This window comes from Anabaena sp. UHCC 0204, assembly GCF_009711975.1.
GTDB lineage: Bacteria > Cyanobacteriota > Cyanobacteriia > Cyanobacteriales > Nostocaceae > Dolichospermum.
The window spans coordinates 109,801-127,061 of record NZ_VIKW01000004.1; the positions used below are offsets into that span (position 1 = coordinate 109,801).

At 39.4% G+C, this 17,261-nt stretch carries 19 protein-coding genes; 1 reads left to right on the forward strand and 18 read right to left on the reverse strand.

Translation table 11 applies throughout. The features are described 5' to 3' along the window. Positions 1-25: 25 nt before the first annotated feature. The 17 genes from FJR04_RS04825 to FJR04_RS04905 all read right to left on the reverse strand — a co-directional run bounded on the left by FJR04_RS04825 (position 26) and on the right by FJR04_RS04905 (position 16,293). A complete protein-coding gene (locus FJR04_RS04825) occupies positions 26-322 on the reverse strand; it encodes a DUF2288 domain-containing protein (protein ID WP_168492305.1) in 297 nt (98 codons plus the stop codon). 21 nt (positions 323-343) lie between these two features. Then, a complete protein-coding gene (locus FJR04_RS04830; protein ID WP_168492306.1) occupies positions 344-1,408 on the reverse strand; it encodes an AI-2E family transporter in 1,065 nt (354 codons plus the stop codon). A gap of 361 nt (positions 1,409-1,769) precedes the next feature. Next, positions 1,770-2,408, reverse strand: a complete 639-nt coding sequence (locus tag FJR04_RS04835) for a lysophospholipid acyltransferase family protein (protein WP_168492471.1) — start codon at positions 2,406-2,408, stop codon at positions 1,770-1,772. Between the two features lie 101 nt (positions 2,409-2,509). Beyond that, positions 2,510-3,394: a phosphate ABC transporter substrate-binding protein gene (locus tag FJR04_RS04840; RefSeq protein WP_168492308.1), complete on the reverse strand. Its 885-nt coding sequence runs from the start codon at positions 3,392-3,394 to the stop codon at positions 2,510-2,512. Between the two features lie 10 nt (positions 3,395-3,404). Next, a complete protein-coding gene (locus tag FJR04_RS04845; RefSeq protein ID WP_168492309.1) occupies positions 3,405-4,118 on the reverse strand; it encodes a PspA/IM30 family protein in 714 nt (237 codons plus the stop codon). Between the two features lie 101 nt (positions 4,119-4,219). Next, positions 4,220-5,098, reverse strand: coding sequence for an acyl-CoA desaturase (locus tag FJR04_RS04850; RefSeq protein WP_168492311.1), 879 nt, complete (start codon positions 5,096-5,098; stop codon positions 4,220-4,222). 251 nt (positions 5,099-5,349) lie between these two features. Then, the gene (gene fabD / locus FJR04_RS04855) at positions 5,350-6,231 is read right to left on the reverse strand and encodes an ACP S-malonyltransferase (protein WP_168492312.1); all 882 of its coding nucleotides are present in this window, start codon (positions 6,229-6,231) and stop codon (positions 5,350-5,352) included. A gap of 88 nt (positions 6,232-6,319) precedes the next feature. Next, a complete protein-coding gene (locus FJR04_RS04860) occupies positions 6,320-7,321 on the reverse strand; it encodes a beta-ketoacyl-ACP synthase III (protein WP_174763500.1) in 1,002 nt (333 codons plus the stop codon). Positions 7,322-7,536: 215 nt separating this feature from the next. Continuing rightward, entirely contained in the window at positions 7,537-8,562 is a 1,026-nt protein-coding gene (plsX, locus tag FJR04_RS04865; protein ID WP_168492314.1) for a phosphate acyltransferase PlsX, read from the reverse strand. Between the two features lie 289 nt (positions 8,563-8,851). Beyond that, positions 8,852-9,670: a DUF4351 domain-containing protein gene (locus FJR04_RS04870; RefSeq protein ID WP_168492315.1), complete on the reverse strand. Its 819-nt coding sequence runs from the start codon at positions 9,668-9,670 to the stop codon at positions 8,852-8,854. Beyond that, positions 9,660-9,908 carry a hypothetical protein gene (locus tag FJR04_RS04875; protein WP_168492316.1) on the reverse strand — a complete coding sequence of 83 codons (249 nt, stop codon included), beginning with the start codon at positions 9,906-9,908 and terminating at the stop codon, positions 9,660-9,662. The genes FJR04_RS04870 and FJR04_RS04875 overlap by 11 nt, the downstream gene beginning before the upstream one ends. A 138-nt stretch (positions 9,909-10,046) precedes the next feature. Next, a complete protein-coding gene (locus tag FJR04_RS04880; protein WP_168492318.1) occupies positions 10,047-10,436 on the reverse strand; it encodes a hypothetical protein in 390 nt (129 codons plus the stop codon). Between the two features lie 79 nt (positions 10,437-10,515). Continuing rightward, on the reverse strand, positions 10,516-11,001 hold the full coding sequence (locus tag FJR04_RS04885; RefSeq protein WP_168492320.1) for a DNA-binding transcriptional regulator: 486 nt from the start codon (positions 10,999-11,001) through the stop codon (positions 10,516-10,518). Between the two features lie 44 nt (positions 11,002-11,045). Then, the gene (locus tag FJR04_RS04890) at positions 11,046-11,972 is read right to left on the reverse strand and encodes a hypothetical protein (protein ID WP_168492322.1); all 927 of its coding nucleotides are present in this window, start codon (positions 11,970-11,972) and stop codon (positions 11,046-11,048) included. Then, complete coding sequence (locus FJR04_RS04895; RefSeq protein WP_168492324.1) at positions 11,973-12,662, reverse strand: restriction endonuclease subunit S; 690 nt, start codon at positions 12,660-12,662, stop codon at positions 11,973-11,975. Positions 12,663-12,666: 4 nt separating this feature from the next. Continuing rightward, a complete protein-coding gene (locus FJR04_RS04900; RefSeq protein ID WP_168492326.1) occupies positions 12,667-14,694 on the reverse strand; it encodes an N-6 DNA methylase in 2,028 nt (675 codons plus the stop codon). 126 nt (positions 14,695-14,820) lie between these two features. Further along, positions 14,821-16,293: a leucyl aminopeptidase gene (locus FJR04_RS04905; protein ID WP_168492328.1), complete on the reverse strand. Its 1,473-nt coding sequence runs from the start codon at positions 16,291-16,293 to the stop codon at positions 14,821-14,823. 171 nt (positions 16,294-16,464) lie between these two features. Here FJR04_RS04905 and FJR04_RS04910 point away from each other — a divergent pair, with 171 nt between their 5' ends. Continuing rightward, positions 16,465-16,959 carry a thioesterase family protein gene (locus FJR04_RS04910; RefSeq protein ID WP_168492330.1) on the forward strand — a complete coding sequence of 165 codons (495 nt, stop codon included), beginning with the start codon at positions 16,465-16,467 and terminating at the stop codon, positions 16,957-16,959. A 29-nt stretch (positions 16,960-16,988) separates the two neighbouring features. On the opposite strand, the gene FJR04_RS04915 is transcribed toward FJR04_RS04910, so the two are convergent. After that, positions 16,989-17,186, reverse strand: coding sequence for a hypothetical protein (locus FJR04_RS04915; RefSeq protein ID WP_168492332.1), 198 nt, complete (start codon positions 17,184-17,186; stop codon positions 16,989-16,991). Positions 17,187-17,261 lie beyond the last annotated feature (75 nt).

Below are 17,261 nucleotides of genomic sequence, written 5' to 3' on the forward strand. Positions count from 1 at the left end.
ATAGGAATTATGAATGATCAACTTTTTAAACAACAGCGATTTCTTGTACTAAAACGTAAGGTTCAACGATCAGGGCATTAAATCGCTTGTTGCGGTTGAGATTCCATTCTCCCACTTGATCTATTGTGGGTTTGGCTAGTAATTGTTCATCAATCCAACGTTGCACAGAGGGGATGTTATCACTAGCGATCGCTTCCCCCACATCTAGTAAATCTAAATTCTCTGCTACCAGAATAACTGCATCTTTTTGGACATGGGGAATTAGCCATTCCCATTCTGCTTCATCGAGATTTTGTTGTAATTCTGCTCTTAAATCAGCCATAATTCCCAGTCTTTTACTTACTCAGTTTGATTTTACATGATTTATTCCCGAAGTTTCTGATTTTATGTCTTCAATTTCTAATAAAGCTACAATTATTGCAGCAATAGGAATAGAGATAAAAACACCTAATAAACCTGCCACTCTAGCACCAACTAACAAGGAAAAAAATATTGCTACTGGGTTTAAATTCATTGTTCCTTGCATAACTCGTGGAGCAATTAAGTTATCTTGAATTTGCTGGAGAATTACACAAGCTATCAATACTTTTAATGCTAACCAAGCATTTTGAGCTAAAATAATTAAAGTAATTATACTAACTCCTAATGTTGCACCTATGCCCGGTATCATGTCTAGAATTCCTACTACCAAAGATAATAATAAAGCAAATGGTACTTGAAATAACAAGAAAACTATAAAAGTTGAAGTTGTCAAAAATAAAGTTAATATTAACTGACCACGAAAAAAACTTAAAAAACTGCGTCTGATGATATTGGTAAATTTTTGTCGGCGATTTGGCGGAACTATTTTAATAATGAAATTCCATAATTTTTCTCCATCTAGCAACATAAAAAAAGCGACAACAGCAATAAATACAAACGTCATAAAATTAGTGAGTATGCTTTGCAAAATTGCCAAACTTGTCACCAATGTTGATACAGCTTGATTCCGCAGTTGATTTTCAACTACACTTAAATCTATGCGGAGATTCCGTGTTTGTAGAAATGCTTCTACTTGTTTGATTAAAGGAATTAAAGAATTTAAAAAATTTGATGTACTATCAATTAATTGTTGTCCTTGTGATGAAACTGTTAAACCTATAGTAATAATCAGCACTCCAATTATCATAATGCTGAGTAAAAAAACCACGATAACTGCTAGAGGATGAGGTAAAAACCGCCGGAGAAAATCTACAGGATAGTTAAGTAAAAAAGCCAAAATTGCAGCGAATGAGAAAATCACAATCACCGCTTGAAAATAATCTAAAAGCTGAACAATTGCCCAGCCAGAAGCAACTAAAAGTAAAAAGCGAACTAAAACTAAATTATTTAGTTTATGCCAGACGTTTTTAGCTCCAGAACCACTCATATAAATTTAAGATTTTTAAATTTTTAATTTGAGATTATTAAAAACTAACAAAATCAGCTTTTAAGAGCCTTATCTGTGTCTATTATTTTCCCAATTATTATAACTATAGTGCTAAAGTTAAAATATATGCAAGTACAGAATTTTTCCATATCTTAAGCATATTCCTTATATCTAGTACACTGCGGTGTAAATCAAGCAACCATTAAGAACTCTCAAGAAGCTTGTGTCATCTGCTTTTTTAATTTTTAATTATTAATTTTTAATTCCGCCCTGCGGTACTAGTGGAAAATAATTATATATTGCCCGAAAAATTTTACAGGAACAATTCATGGAATCGTCCCCACGCTATCTAAAATTACTCTTATCGTCCTAAATCGTGCATTTCATTAATCACCGCAGCACACCTTTGGGTAACTTTTTCCAACTCTTCTTTATTCGTAGAATTAGGAGCATCAATTAATTGACCAATTCTAATAGTTAAAGGTACTGAACGGGGTAAAGAAGAACCTGGTTGTAAAATCTGCTCACTTCCCCATAAACTCACCGGTAAGAAAGGGGCTTTAGCTTTTGCTGCAAGAAGTGCTGCACCTCTTTTGGGGTCAGCAATACGACCATCTGGTGTCCTTGTACCTTCTAGAAATACACCCACAGCCCAACCATTGTCTAAAAATTCTAGAGCAGAACGGATAGCATTGCGATCAGCACTACCGCGACTCACAGGGTAAGCACCGTATAATTTAATTGCTTGCGATAAAACAGGAACTTTAAATAATTCTTCCTTGGCCATGTATGCAACTGGACGGCGGACACAACTAGAAACTATCGGTGGGTCAAAATAACTAGCATGATTACTAACTACGATAACAGCACCACTTTGGGGGACATTTTCCACACCATAAATTTTGCCCCGAAAGTATGCGTGTAGCATGGGGCTAACCACAGACCACTTAAAGGCGTGATACAGTGCCAAACTAATTAAGGGTTCACGAGTTCTAGTCACGGAAAATAAGATAAATAATACAGGAATCAGGATATGAAAAAAGAAGTCAGAACTCATTTTAACCTCTAACTTCCATATCTTAACTTCCTATTTCTTCTACATTAGTTTCCTGATGTTAAAGCTTGCTGTCCTTGGGGCGAAGTTGCATAACCTAGAAATGCTTGAACTCCCACATTAGCAGGATCTTTATAGACGTAATATAGCGATCGCTTGTAAGGATAACTAGCTGCTTCTGGTGTCAAGCCCTCAATAGCAACGACGCGCACGGTTTGCTGGTTAGCAACTTGATCAAAGGTTGCATAGCCAATACCATCTTTTTTTAAAGCTTGAATTAAGGGAGTTGTAGCATCTTGCGGTAATGTCGTAATGTTGGGTGTAGTCCCAAAATTAGATCCTTTGAGGACTAATTCTTTAAAAGTTTGATGTGTGCCACTAATTGCGGGGCGATTAATGACGCGGATAGTTGCAGACGAACCACCCACTGCTGACCAATTATTAATTTTCCCTTCAAATATATCTGCAATTTGGCTGCTGGTTAATCCTCGGTTGAAAGGATTGGCTTTACTGACAATGACAGCGATCGCATCTTGTGTTACAGTAACAGCCTTTAATCCCTGACTTTGCTCCTGTGCTGTCAATGGTCTAGAAGCTGCGGAAATATCAATTTTCCCCGCTAACAAATCCTGAATTCCCCTATCTGTCCCATTCCCAATCGCTTCTACCTTTGTCCCCGGAAACTGTTTCTCAAAACCATTTTTGAGACTTTGGTTAATTGTCACCATACTGGTAGAACCATCTATTTTGACGGTAGTACCGCTGGCTACTGTTGTCGGGACGGAGAAAGCCTCAGTAGTGGTTGTATCACCACCGGAAGAAATGGGGTTTGACGCAGGATTCCGCATGAAAAACCACCAGTAACCACCACCCAAAAGCCCCAAAAACAGCAGGATAAAAACAATAGGCGGCGGTCCGCTTTTCTGACTCATAAATTCCTATTTATTCCGGTAGTTGTTTAGGTTGAGAATCTTGTAACCTTTGCAAACGACGAGCAACTTCGTCATCTAATGTCATATTTTCAATTTCGGCTTGTAGTTTTTCTGTTGGATTTTCCGACAATTCTGCTAAAGCTTCTGTTTTGAGATTGCGACGTTCAACTGCACCTTTAGCTTTTTCAAAGTCACTTTTAGCTGAACCAATATCAAATTCATTATTGACTTTAGCAATCATAGCCAGGGCTTCATTTACCTCTGACATATCTTTCATATTCTGCATATCGGCTTTGTAAGTTTCTAGCTTCATGCGCTCACGGTTGAGTTTATCTTTAGAAGCCTTAACAGCCATTTCTGCTTGTTTAACCATTTCCTCAAGTTTTGGCAAGATTTGCTCCGTTTGAATAGCCTTACTCATGGCCATTCGCGCTGCTTCTTCATTGCCACTACGTTGAGCAATCATGGCTTGCTGCTCTAAGGTTTTGAATTCTCTAATTTTTGTCTCATATTTAGCCTTGGCAGTTTTATAAGCCCCTTCTTGCGCGGCAACGGCTTGAGCCAGTTTTTGTACTGCTACTTGCATTGACTGTAGAGATTCTTCAGCAACTGCGACAGCTACCTTACCACCCGACTCTACAGGCATTCCCCATAACCAGTTCCAAGTCCCAACGATGGTTCTCCCTGCCCGTTCACCCATTATCCAGTAGACAGCTTTTTTCATAACCCAAAGTTATTTTAGTGAGGATGGTTATGGTAATATTTGTACCTTAAAATTGACACACACACCACTTCTATGTCAACTTTTTCACATTTCATTAACCGTCATTTTTTTACTGTACTGACTCTGTTTGCTGCTTGCAAAAGTTCTGCTTCAGAGGGTAGTTTCAGATTAGAACTTAAGTGTAGTCTTTCTAGTAGTCGGATAAATCCGTAGGTAGGATCTATTAAGTAGACAACTTTGCCTTCTTTAACGGAGAAGCCATGACGGGCTGACCACTGAAATGCGTGGTGCATATTGTGCCACCCTTCACCAAATGTAAGTAGTGCTACAAACCAGTTATTGCAGCTATAATCATTGCTGACGAAGGGCTTGTCTCCAAATATATGAGAAAGAGAGTTGACAAAGGCGACACAATGGAAGAGTATCATCGTACTTAAGAAGAAAGCACCGAGAAACTCCAACCCACCTATCCAGAAAGAAATTACCCCTAATAGGATCATAGGAATAAAGTGTAACCGGTCTATGGTTTTAAGAACCCAGTCTGCTTCCACATCAGCAGGAAGGCAGGGGGGAAAAAAGTTTCGAGATAAAAGCCATCCACATTGCGACCAAAGAAAGCCTTTAAAACCTTGAAACGGTGTATGAGGAGAGTGGCTATCGTCTGGTTTATCGGAGTTATTGTGGTGTCCTTGAATATGATGACCTTTCCACCAGTTAGGGCCCATTTGTCCTGAAGAACAGGCAATAATGCTGCCAACCCATTTGATGATCGCCGGAGCTTGATAGGATTTATGAATAATGAGCCGATGGTATATGGCTGTAATACTCATCATTCTGATTACATAAAGAGCAACTCCCCAAAGAATACTTTTCCATGATAATCCTGTGATCAAGGGAACGAAAGCTCCTAAGTGTGTTACTATGATCAGAAGTGGTCCCAAACAGTAACTAAGGACTAAAATCCTGGGATACTTTTTCATATATCGGTGTTTTTGTGAACTGTATTCATGAATATTTTTAGTTTTTTTTGTAGGTTTATTACGTCAATTTTTGAGCATTTTTCAGGAAATGTAAGGTGGATTTTTTGTCATTATCTCACTTAAACCCTTCACAAATTACTGGAGTTTATTAAATAAATCTTTAGACAAAAAATAGGCAACATAGAAAGTTTATGTTGCCAATGTCATCTACAAAAAGACTTATTTAAGTTTAAATTAATTTGCGAAATTATCTATGCAGGTAACTCAGCAGCATTACGAATGTTTTCTAACATTAAGCCAGGAGCAGTCCGTTTAATCAAACCTGTTAAAACGTTACCAGGTCCAATTTCCACAACTTTTTCAATACCATTTTCTGGTAATTGCAAAGAAATTTCTCGCCACCGCACAGAACCTGTCATTTGTTGAGAAAGACGCTGTTTTAAAATCTCTGCTCCTATTGCGGGAACTGGGTCTACATTGGATAAAACGGGGACAGTTGCTGACTGAAAAACAACGGAGTCTAGAACTTCTTGAAATTCCGTTGCGGCTGCTTTCATTAAATGTGAATGAAATGCTCCTGAAACCTTTAAGGGGATAGCTCGTTTAGCTTTAACTTGAGACATAACAATCTGTACAGCTTCTGGAGTTCCAGAAATTACAACTTGAGCAGCACTATTATCATTTGCTAAAACTACATTAGGTGTTTCGCTAATGACTTTTTCCAATTCTTCTCGGTCAAAATTCATGAGCGCGGCCATCATTCCACCAACAGCACTATCCATTAATTCAGCGCGGCGTTTGACTAAGCGTAAACCCGTAGACCATTCAAAGGCACCAGCTACATAAAGAGCGATATATTCTCCTAAACTGTGACCTGCAACTATATCTGGTCGCTGTCCTTTTTCCCGCAATATATCAGCAATTATACTTTCGATTACATACAAACTAGGCTGGGTATAAAGTGTCCTTGATAAAGTTTCAATGTCACTTTGACATATATCTGTGACAGACCAGCCCAAAATTGCCTCAGCTTGAATAAATTTTTCTTTGGCTAATGGTAGATTTAACAAGTCTATTCCCATTCCCAGTGCTTGAGAACCTTGTCCGGGAAACACCCATGCAGTTTTAGTCATTTGTCGGTTGTCAGTGGTCAGTTGTCAGTGGTCAGTTGTCGGTTGTTCGTTGTCAATTGTCAATTGTCAATTGTCAATTATCAATTGTTTATCTTCCCCATTGAAAAATGGCTGCACCCCAGGAGAGTCCTGCACCAAAGCCAGATGTAGCAATTATATCATTTGCTTTAATTTTGCCTTCTCGGACTGCTTCATCTAAGGCTAGGGGAATAGATGCGGCGGAGGTGTTACCATAATTGGCGACATTGCTGATGACTTTATCTTCTGGAATATGTAAGCGTTCAGCAACGGAATTGATAATGCGTTGATTTGCTTGATGTAATACGAGCCAATCTATGTTTTCAATTTTCAGGTTAGCTGCAAATAAGGCTTTGTCTATAACTTCTGGAACTTTCTGCACAGCAAAGCGGTAGACTTCTTTCCCGTTCATGGTAATCGGGTGATATTTGCCTGTAGATACGTGAATATCTGGTGTTAGTTCTTCGGTGGAAGCATTATAGGGGAGGTTGAGAAAATGATTTTGAGAACCGTCGCTTTTGAGGCAAAATCCTAATAAGCGATCGCTCTTATTGGCCTGTAATACAACTGCTCCAGCGCCATCACCAAATAATACACAACTGCGTCTATCTTGCCAATCTACCCACCGGGAGAGGATATCTGCCCCAATCAAGAGTACATTTTTGTAAGCACCTGTTCTGATGTATTGTGCTGCGGTAACTAGACCAAACACAAAACCAGAACAGGCGGCAGTTAAGTCAAAGGCGACTGCTTTGATAGCACCTAATTCACCTTGAACACGGCAAGCAGTTCCAAATAGGTCATCAGGGGTAGAAGTGGCCAGCAAAATTAAATCAATATCTGCTGCTGTAATTCCGGCGGATTCCAGAGCCTTTTGACTAGCAGCAGTAGCTAATGATGTGAGTGAGTCGGGGGGCAATGCTAACCGCCGTTGACGAATGCCTGTTCTTGTGGTGATCCACTCATCTGATGTTTCTACTAATTGAGTTAGTTCCTGGTTATGTAAACAATTTGCTGGGACTGCTGAACCACTGCCGATGATTGCTATGCCGCTGCTCAAAAAATGTTGCACTCTTAATCTCCTCAGTTGTCAATTGTCAGTTGTCAATTGTCAGTTGTCTTGTTTGTAAGCATTAATAACGAGTACCAATGACAATTCCAATTTGAGACGGGGGACTTTAGATTTATAAAAAATCGTAATTTTTCATCTAAAATCCGAAATCTCAAATCGGATGACAAATGACAAATGGCTGTTAGCGTAGTATCTCTACTTTTGAGAACAAATAGCTAACTGCTTTCATTCTGGAGAATTTGATATTGAGATTGGAGTCTTTCTAACACCTGATTATCTACAGCTTCTTTAGCCATACGAATGGCGCTAAAAATAGATGGTGCTTGGGAACTACCATGACCAATAAAACAAATTCCGCTGACACCTAAAAGCAAAGCGCCTCCATGTTCAGCGTGATCCATGCGCTGTTTAACGCGCTTTAAATTGGGTTTTAAAATCGCTGTACCGATTTGACCATGTAGCCCTTGGGGTAATTCTTCTCGCAGAATTTGCAGGATTACACCGCCGACTGCTTCGGCAAATTTTAATAAAATATTACCCACAAAGCCGTCGCAAACAATCACATCAAATTCACCGGATAATACATCACGCCCTTCCGCATTACCAGTAAAATTAATTTGAGTATTTTCCCTTAACAATTGGTGGGCGCGGAGAACTACTTCGTTACCTTTAGTATCTTCTTCGCCAATATTCAATAAACCTATTTTGGGTTGTTCTGTTCCCAAAACATACTGACTGTAAATTGAACCCATAACTGCAAACTGCTCTAAAAATTTAGGGCGACAGTCTACATTAGCGCCGACATCCAGGATCATTACTGGTTTACCGGCTTTGATGGTAGGGAATACTGTGCCAATTGCTGGGCGGTCAATTCCCGGTAATCTTCCTAAACGCAGTAAAGCTGATGCCATCGCCGCCCCAGAATGACCGGCAGAAAATACAGCATCTGCTTGTTTCGTTTTCACTAAATCCATCGCTATGTTGATGGAAGCTTTTCGCTTACGTCTAACTGCGTTGAGAGGCTCTTCATCCATAGCGATCGCATCCTCGGCAGGAACAATCTCTAAATCCGCCATATTAGTTTTTGGCGGCATCACAGCCTCAATTTGTTGGGGATCACCAACCAATAATATTTTTACACCCAATTCTTCGCGCGCCCGCAGTGCGCCGGCGACGATTTCAGTGGGTGCATGATCTCCCCCCATTGCGTCAATTGCGATCCTTACACCAGTCGATCCCATTGCTCAGAGCTTATAGAAACCTTACAAATTTTATCAGATTGCAATACTTAAAATTTGAAAATTCTAAAAAAAACCATAAGAAACTAGACTTTTATCGCAACTAGATAATCTATAACTCTATTACTCTCGCATAAACTAGCTACAAAGCAATTAAGTTAAATTATACAAATAAGCGATTACTCTAGAATCATTTGACATATTCTTGATAAGATTTATAATCTTACCAAGAATGCTGACAAAAAAGGGCAACATCTAAATTTATATTGCCCACTGACTTATCCGTAATTATTTAATGGTTTTGATCTAACCAAGCAACCAAATCAGATATTTCAGAAAAATCTAAAAACTCTTCTCCTAATACTTCTAATTGCTCGGTAGATAATAAGCGAATTCGTTCAACTATGAATGAATCCATTTCACCAAAGCGACGATTTAATTGGCGATTCAAGAAACGAAAAGCTTCTTTTTGTTCTCCCTTTTCCAAAATATCCTGATAAATTACAGATTCTTGCATAATATCCTCGCTCAATAATTGACGAATTAGATTTTTCTCGAATCGTAAACCTGCTAAAATCTCTGTGTAAGCAGCGGTATTCTGTCTGGCTGGTACATCTGCAATTTTAGCAATTTCTGTGGCTACTTGGGATAATAACCCTGGTGCGGAATTGGTTTTTGTTAATGGTGCTAATGGAAGCAATGCTGGGTTATGGAGAAATAAATCTGAATCTTGCTCCCACATCCGGATTACTCGATAGCGATGATTTGTCATTTCATCAATATAAGCTTCGGTAAACGCGATTTCATTACTTGTTTCTTGTAAGAAAATCACTACTTGGGTGACAGGCAGATTATATTGTCTAACTAATCTGACAAAATAATCTAACATTCTTAACGGAATGGGAGTGTCTGATTTGGTGTTAGTCTGAAATTCTAGATGTAGGATTCTGTTTTTCGTTTGCAGCAAAATAACAGAATCTGCGCGAATTGGTTCAATGCTAAGTTCGGTTTTTAAGACTTTGATTGTTTCAACTGTTTCCGGTAGCAACCAGTTGGCAAAATCAAGGGGATATTTTTCAGCTAGGATTTTACAAACATTATCAAAACTCACGATTTACACCCTTTTTTTGGCTGATAGTCAGTAATTCAATATTCAGGTTTTCTTTTACATCTTCTGGCGACTCAAACATGATCTCAAAGCCACCGTTGGGAATAGTTCGACGCAAAAATCTTAAATGGTCTTCTGCATCTTGGCGGTTAGCAAAACGGGCGACGGTGTAAGATTCGGTAATTGTTACAGTTCTGACTATGACCCAAGGATGATTTTGGGTAACAACTGGTTTTATCATGGTGAATGTCTCCTTATCTTAGGAAGCCGGAAGTCAGCAGCAAGCGTCGGAAACTTATTTGCTGGCTTCTGACAATATTTGTAGTTTTGTTGGCGGGTTGCTGTGAGTGTGTTTTCATCGCTTATAAACACTCTCGTTTCATAGCCGTGGCGGTAAAAGCTGGGTTGCGTCATGGTCATGCAGTCCGGGGACGACTAGCCATAGCCACATTCGACACTTGAACAAGCGCAGTAATAGTAGTTCTTCAGGGAATTTTTGATTTCTGTAACCTTGCCAGTGTCCCAGGTTTGCAAGTTGTTGTTTGGCACAGGTGGGGCAAAGGTCGCCTGGTTTTCCTTTGTCTATGGTGTAATTTGCGTCTTCAGATTTTAGGGGTTTGATGCCAGGAAATTGACTGTTTTGAGAATAGGGGCAGGGTTTACCGTCTAGTTCTGCGGGCATGATACCTGTGCAAATTAGGCTGTCGGGGTATACTTTGCCGTCGGGGGAGAGGAAGAGGGCTTTGGGTTTGGTGTTTTTTATATTCATGCTTGACAGTTGCCAGAAGCAGATGCTATTCTGACAATATACGTTAACCGAATAAATGTCAAACATTAACTTAGAAAGTTTAGCTTTCCTCCTGATGTGTAAATCCAACCATCTGAGCAACTAATTCTAAATGTTTTGACGTTGAGCGAGTTGGTTCATAGATTCCGTTTTCCCATTCACTCACTGTTGCTTGCCGCACACCCAATTGTGCTGCAAATTCTGCTTGTGTTAAACCCATTTGGAGACGTAATGCCTTGATTGATTTGCTATTCCATACCACTTGCCCATCTACAAGTTGCACTTGTTTGCTATTAGTAAATTGGCGAAAAGTAACACATTGCTGATCAAAATCAACATTTTCAACCCGATATCCTGCTTCTATCCAGGCAGAAGCTTGTAATGCGCCTTTGCTGCGATTACTCCACCATGCCCGTTTACTTTTTGCTGAATTGGGTAAGGAATCTTTTATTAAACTCTCGATTTCAACAAATGATAAAGTTATTTCATTTTGTTCACTGCTATACAAAAAGTCTAGGAGTGGCTGGTATTTACTACCCTCCTTCATGTTACCTCTTCCTCTACTAACATCTATTATCTTCTATCAATTAGTTAGTTTTCAGTTAGCCTACGACTTTCAAAGTTATTAATATATCCTGGCTGAATAATTAGCTCTTGAAACTCTTTACAAATCAATCTAATTAACTCTTCATTCTCCCCTGTTAGATAACGTCCGTGCATCAGCCTATTCCTTAATACACGGAGGTCATTAATTTTTTTCGTGATTGTATCTCGTGTATTTTTATTAACAGTATTAGCAAAAATTGACTGAGGTGAATTTGATAGCTTATAACCTCCTTCTAAGTCATCAACTATACTAATCATTTTTGATAAATCTGTAAAATCTGCATAATAAAGCCACTGCATAAGTAGAGGATTATGTTGCTGGTAGTTAGCTTCATTTTCCTTATTCTTTAATGCTTCACTCTTACATTCTTTATATTTTTTAAGTCTATCTTCCCATTTATAGCCATATTTCATTTTATATTTTTCAAGATTTTGTTCAGCATCTTCTATATATCTATCAAGAGTATCTTCCCAGAAAGAACCATACTTTTTGAGCATTACAGATATAATAAACTCTCTGACTGCGTTTTCAAAATTCATTACTAAAGGGAATAATCTCTCACTTCTCTCATCCCCATAAGAGTTATAAACAAGTATTAATTTAGGAAAATACGTTTCTGCTGCCTGTGCTAAAACCTTCTCAAGTTCGATAGGTTCAACCGGAACTGCCATTTCAACGTCAAAAGTTATTAAAGTATGAGAATTGATATCGGATTGCCAATGTACATTTAAGAGAAACTCAAAATTTTGGGTAACTGCTGCTTGCAATTCATATTGATTATTTAATGGATTTACAGGTACTGACTCATATTCGTCGTATACAGCACCCAAGTCATCGAAAAGATCATACAAGGCTCTTTCTAATTCCTCCTGTGGCTGTTCAAAAACAGTCAAGTAGCAAGCATGAATCATTTACACTGCCCCTTGAAATAGCTTTCCAAAAAGCTTATGGGCTTCAGCACGGCAATCCTCAGCAGCTTTAGATAATTTCCCTGCCTCTTGTGTCAATCGTTGTGCTTCTGAAATAATTCGTTTTTGTTCATCTAGAGAGGGAAGCATCACAGGCAAATCATTTAGAGCAGTAATAGTTAACATAGGTTGAATGCTACCAGTTGAAAGGGAGTGAACCAGGGTTTGACCAACATCTGAATTAAGATAGAAAGCTAGGTAAGCAGGATCAATCTTGTCTGTTAAGCGCAATCTTGCAAGGTGTGTATCTATGTTGGCTGGTTCGTCAGATTCGTAAACAGCAGCTATCCCTGGACGCATGATTAAACTAACCAGCACATCACCCTTATGAACTTGAGTTGCTTCAAGTTTCTTATGATCATCTGGATTTAGATAGCGTACATGATTAAGATTAATACCCTGTGCTGAAATATTACGTATTGAGAGTAAAGGAATACCGTCAACATTCTCAAGCCCAGTCACGGAATAACCACGCTTAGTAGTTCCTTCAACAACTACAGTTACCAACTTAACCACTGGAAAGGGGCTTTTCTCTAACTGAGCCATTGCACCTGTCACAACTTGTGAGTAAGGTTCAAAGTTCCAGACACCTTTTTGACGTAACTGCGAAAGATTAACTATAGTTTTTTCCATTTAACTACCTTCCTAATAACCCAGCTAAATCTGTAATTGCTTTCTTTACTTCTGGCGGTTCATTAACTTCATCTTTTGCGGCAGAAATACGACCAGATGCGTCATAGCCAATATCATCAATCCTAGCCATGTAAATCTTATCATCCTGCTCAATTTCTAGCTGACTTTCTGCTGTCAAAGCTATATCACGCTTTTCTAGAAGAACCACGCTAGTTTTCACAGCAGCACCATAGGGTCTGAATGTTTCTTGTGGTAAACTCACAATTGCTTTTAATCTTGCCCAGCGTAAAATCCAATCTCTAACGTCCTGCATTGAACTGTTCGCCAACACTCCATCAGGTAAAACAATTGCTAATTTTCCCCCTGGTGCTAAAAATTCAAGACAACGATTAATAAAAGCGACTTCTTCAGGAATACTTCTAACAAGTTTGCCATTTTTCTTTGTCACTCCATCCCGTGAAGCAAAGTCCTTTAAAACACTTTCATTTGTCAACTTAGAACCAAATGGAGGATTAGTTAAAATCATCGTTAAACCTCCCAGATAAAAACCAGGACGTTCTGGAAGTCCCTCCGTAATTCCTCCTGTAATACTACCCAATCTTTCCAGCGAATCCATTACTTTTAAATCGGCATATTGTGCGCCATTCATTAAAGTATTAACTCGCGCTATGTGCATCACATTTCGAGAATATTCAGCCCCAAATAAATGATTATCTCGAAACTTGATAAACTCTTCCGTTGGTTCTTCAGGATTTATCCCTTCAGCACTACCACCATTATTTGCTATTGCTTTTGTATATTCCTGTTTACGCACATAATCCAAAACGTGAGTTAGCATCCGCGCTGAACCGCAAGCAGGATCACCAACATAATCATTTACTGTTGGTTGCAAAATTCCCACCATTAAATTAATTACAGGTGTAGGTGTGAAATATTGCCCCAAATCATCGCGGAAAGTCTTACTTAAAAAGTCCTCAAATACTCCACCTTTGACATCTGCTGAAGATTTCCGCAAACTCCAAGGCTGTAAACGCTTAACTATTTCCATTGTCGTATGAGGCTTGAATTGCAAAACATCAGCTTCATTAAAAGCCAACCTCACACCCAAATCATCACCAAATTTTTGCGCTAGTGTGTCCCGTTCCCACTGCTTCGCTTTTTCAAAAGTTTCTCTGACTTGAACTAATAAACGTTCTGGGTCAGTTTCATTACTGACACTAAATACATAAGCCCGTGATTCTCCTGTTTGCTTTACCAAGTCAATTGTTGCTTGTTCGTCATACCACTTAGCAAACAAAAATTTAACCATTGCATCAACTGCTTCTTGTGGTTGCAAACCCTCGTTATCTCTGAGAATAGAATGACATCCAGAACGGGTATCTCCCAAAACCTCACGAAACTTATCACGGGATAGAGGTGTGAGTCCGGTTTGAATCCCATCTGCTTCACTAGGATTTAAAATTACAGTATAAGGACTATGGGTTGCAGCTTCACGGGTGCTTTCATATTTAGGTAAGTTACCAATTATTTCTAACTTCCGTGGGTAGTCAAGATCACGATGATAGATATCTGTGTGTTTACCACTGGTTAAAATTGCATAACGGGCAAAAGGTGAAGCACTCATGTAAGCATTGAGTCGGTTAAGATGTTCTACCCAACCTTCCGCTTCAGTTCCACCAACTTTTTTATTTGGTTCCATAGCCTCTACCATAATAAAGGCTACATCCAAATTACCTACAGAGTCAGCATAACGGTCATCATAAACTACAACGTCTGCCCGTCCTAGATAGCGTCGTCCACCTTGATAAGTTCCCTCGGCAAAATCTGCACTTATTTCTAGTTCCATTGCTTCTAGTGGAACGCCGTACTCTTCTACTAGAATCTGAAGCGCCCACATTGTCACAGGGTCTTCTGCTGGACGCACATAAGAACCATCAGCTTTAAATAATTTCTGTAGATTTATATCCTGACGATACTTTTCTGGTAAGTCAGCCGGATTTTTATAAGGATTAGTGAAATCAGAGAAAGGCATGAAGTTATGGAATACAGGTTACACCTAGCCTAATAATATGCTATTTTGAGCGATCGCACTTTTATCTAGCTCCCATACAGAAACCGTAGGGGCGGGGTTTCCCCGCCCTGTTTAGGTGAAATTAAATTAACTCAAAACCCAACTAACCAAAGTTCTGACACCAAAACCGGTAGCACCTGCACCGTTATAGCCATTTTCCTTATCAGCCCAAACAGGACCTGCAATATCTAAATGCGCCCAAGGAGTATCCTTAACAAACTGCTTGAGGAACAAAGCCGCAGTAATAGAACCGCCATAACGGGGTCCGGTGTTTTTCATATCCGCAATACCCGATTTCATCCCTTCAAAATATTTGTCTTCCATAGGCATCCGCCAGATTTTCTCACCAGCGGTTTCAGCGGCTGTTTGTAGTTGGGAAGCAACAGCATCATCAGGTGTAAATAAACCGGCAATATCGTCACCCAAAGCCACCACACAAGCACCTGTAAGAGTAGCTAGATCAACGATCGCATCTACACCCAATTTATCAGCATAAACTAAGGCATCAGCCAGGGTTAAACGCCCTTCTGCGTCGGTATTGTTGACTTCGATGGTTTTGCCATTTGATGCTGTTAAGATATCTCCTGGGTGCAGAGCCTTACCGCTAATCATGTTTTCAGTAACGGCTGATATAAAGTGAACTTCTACATCCGGTTTTAATTGGCCGATAGCTTTAGCAGCGCCGAGAGTAGCCGCAGCACCACCCATATCCATTTTCATGGTTTCAATGCCACTACCAGCACCTTTAATGTTCAAACCGCCGGAATCAAAGGTTACACCTTTACCGATAATTGCGAGTTTGCGTTTGGGTGTGGTGGCTGGTTTGTAGATTAGGTGAATGAATTTCGGGGGTAAATCAGAAGCTTGAGCGACTCCTAAAAATGCTCCCATACCTAGTTTTTCACATTCTTCTTTTTCGAGAATTTCCAGTTGTAAGCCATATTCGTGAGCGATCGCTTGAGCAGTTTCTGCCATAGTAATAGGTGTAACACTATTAGCTGGGGCTGCTACTAACTGCCGTGCCAAAATTACCCCAGACACAATTTGATTGGCGCGGGTAATAGCTGCTTCTTGTCCTGTTAAACCGAATAAGTCAATTGTTTCAACGTTGGGACCTTTATCTTCTGGCTCGGATTTAAAGCGCGTATCTTGGTAAAGTGCTAATTCTAAACCTTCGGCTATGGCTTGGGCTGTGGCGGCTGGGTGATTGTTCCACAGTGGTAAACTAATTCCCAGAGTTTTAGTTTTTTGCTTTTTAGCAGTCCGCGCTATTGTAGCCGCCACACGGCGTAAGGTTTCTAGTTGCAGCCCATCTGGTTTACCTAAACCGACTAAAATCACCTTCCGCACTAAATTACCAGCAGAGACTCTTGTGAAGATGGTGCTATTGACTTTTCCAGTAAATTCTTCTTCAGCAATCAATTCTTTGAGAATTCCGCCGCATTTATCATCTAGAGTCGCTAAATCGCCCGTTAACTCGACTGCATCTTCAAATAAGGCGATCGCCAAAGTATCACCAGTCCAGTCTAATAATGCCGTATTTGTAAGTTGAATCATCATTTTTGTAAGTTCTGTCTATCATCCTTCTTGTACAAGTATTGCTCAAATTTTCTTAATCATGGACCTTTCATGCAACGTCTTGACAATCTGGTAAAATTAACGATGGTGTACAAATGACCAATTTACAAAGTTTTATCAGTTTTTTATTGTATTGCTCAAAAAATTATTCAGATGTCTCAAGAAATAAACCAACCCAAATTACCACCCACTAGTGCCATTGAAAGTGTTACTAATGTTACCTTTGAAAATTGGTTTGAATATCCAGTCAGAGCGCAACCACACCACACAGACTATGCTGGTATTGTTTGGCATGGTACATACTTAACTTGGATGGAGGAAGCACGGGTAGAATGCTTGCGCTCTATAGGCATTGAATTTGCTGATTTAGTGGCTTTAGGTTGTGATTTACCTGTTGTGGAGTTATCAATCCGTTATCATCGGTCGGTGCAATTAGGTATGCCAGTCATAGTAAAAACACGCATGGCTGAAGTGACAGGAGTACGGCTTAACTGGGACTATACTATTGTTTCTACTGATGGTCAGGATTTATATGTTACTGCCCAAGTGACGTTAGTGGCTTTAGATCGGGAAAAAGGTAAAATCATGCGACAGTTACCACCTGCGGTTCAAGATGCTTTGGCGAAAATTTCAGCATCTCGCAAGTAAGATTAGGCATTTAAAATCACTTGAATTAATTATCTACTTACTGGTGTTTGTGAGAAAGTTTGAGCAAACTGGGTGATTTGATGCCAAATATCTTGGGGAGTAACACCAAATCCAAAGTATAATAAAACAACGATAGCGCCACAGGTAACTGCCGTTTTGACGGTAGTTTTTACTAATTTCCAGAGGATGACAAATACTATCCAAGCTACTATTAAAGTAATGATCATATATTCAAATCCTTGAAATTGACTCTTATGTTTGAATAAAGAGTAAATTATATCTCAGAATCAAAAAATAATTCA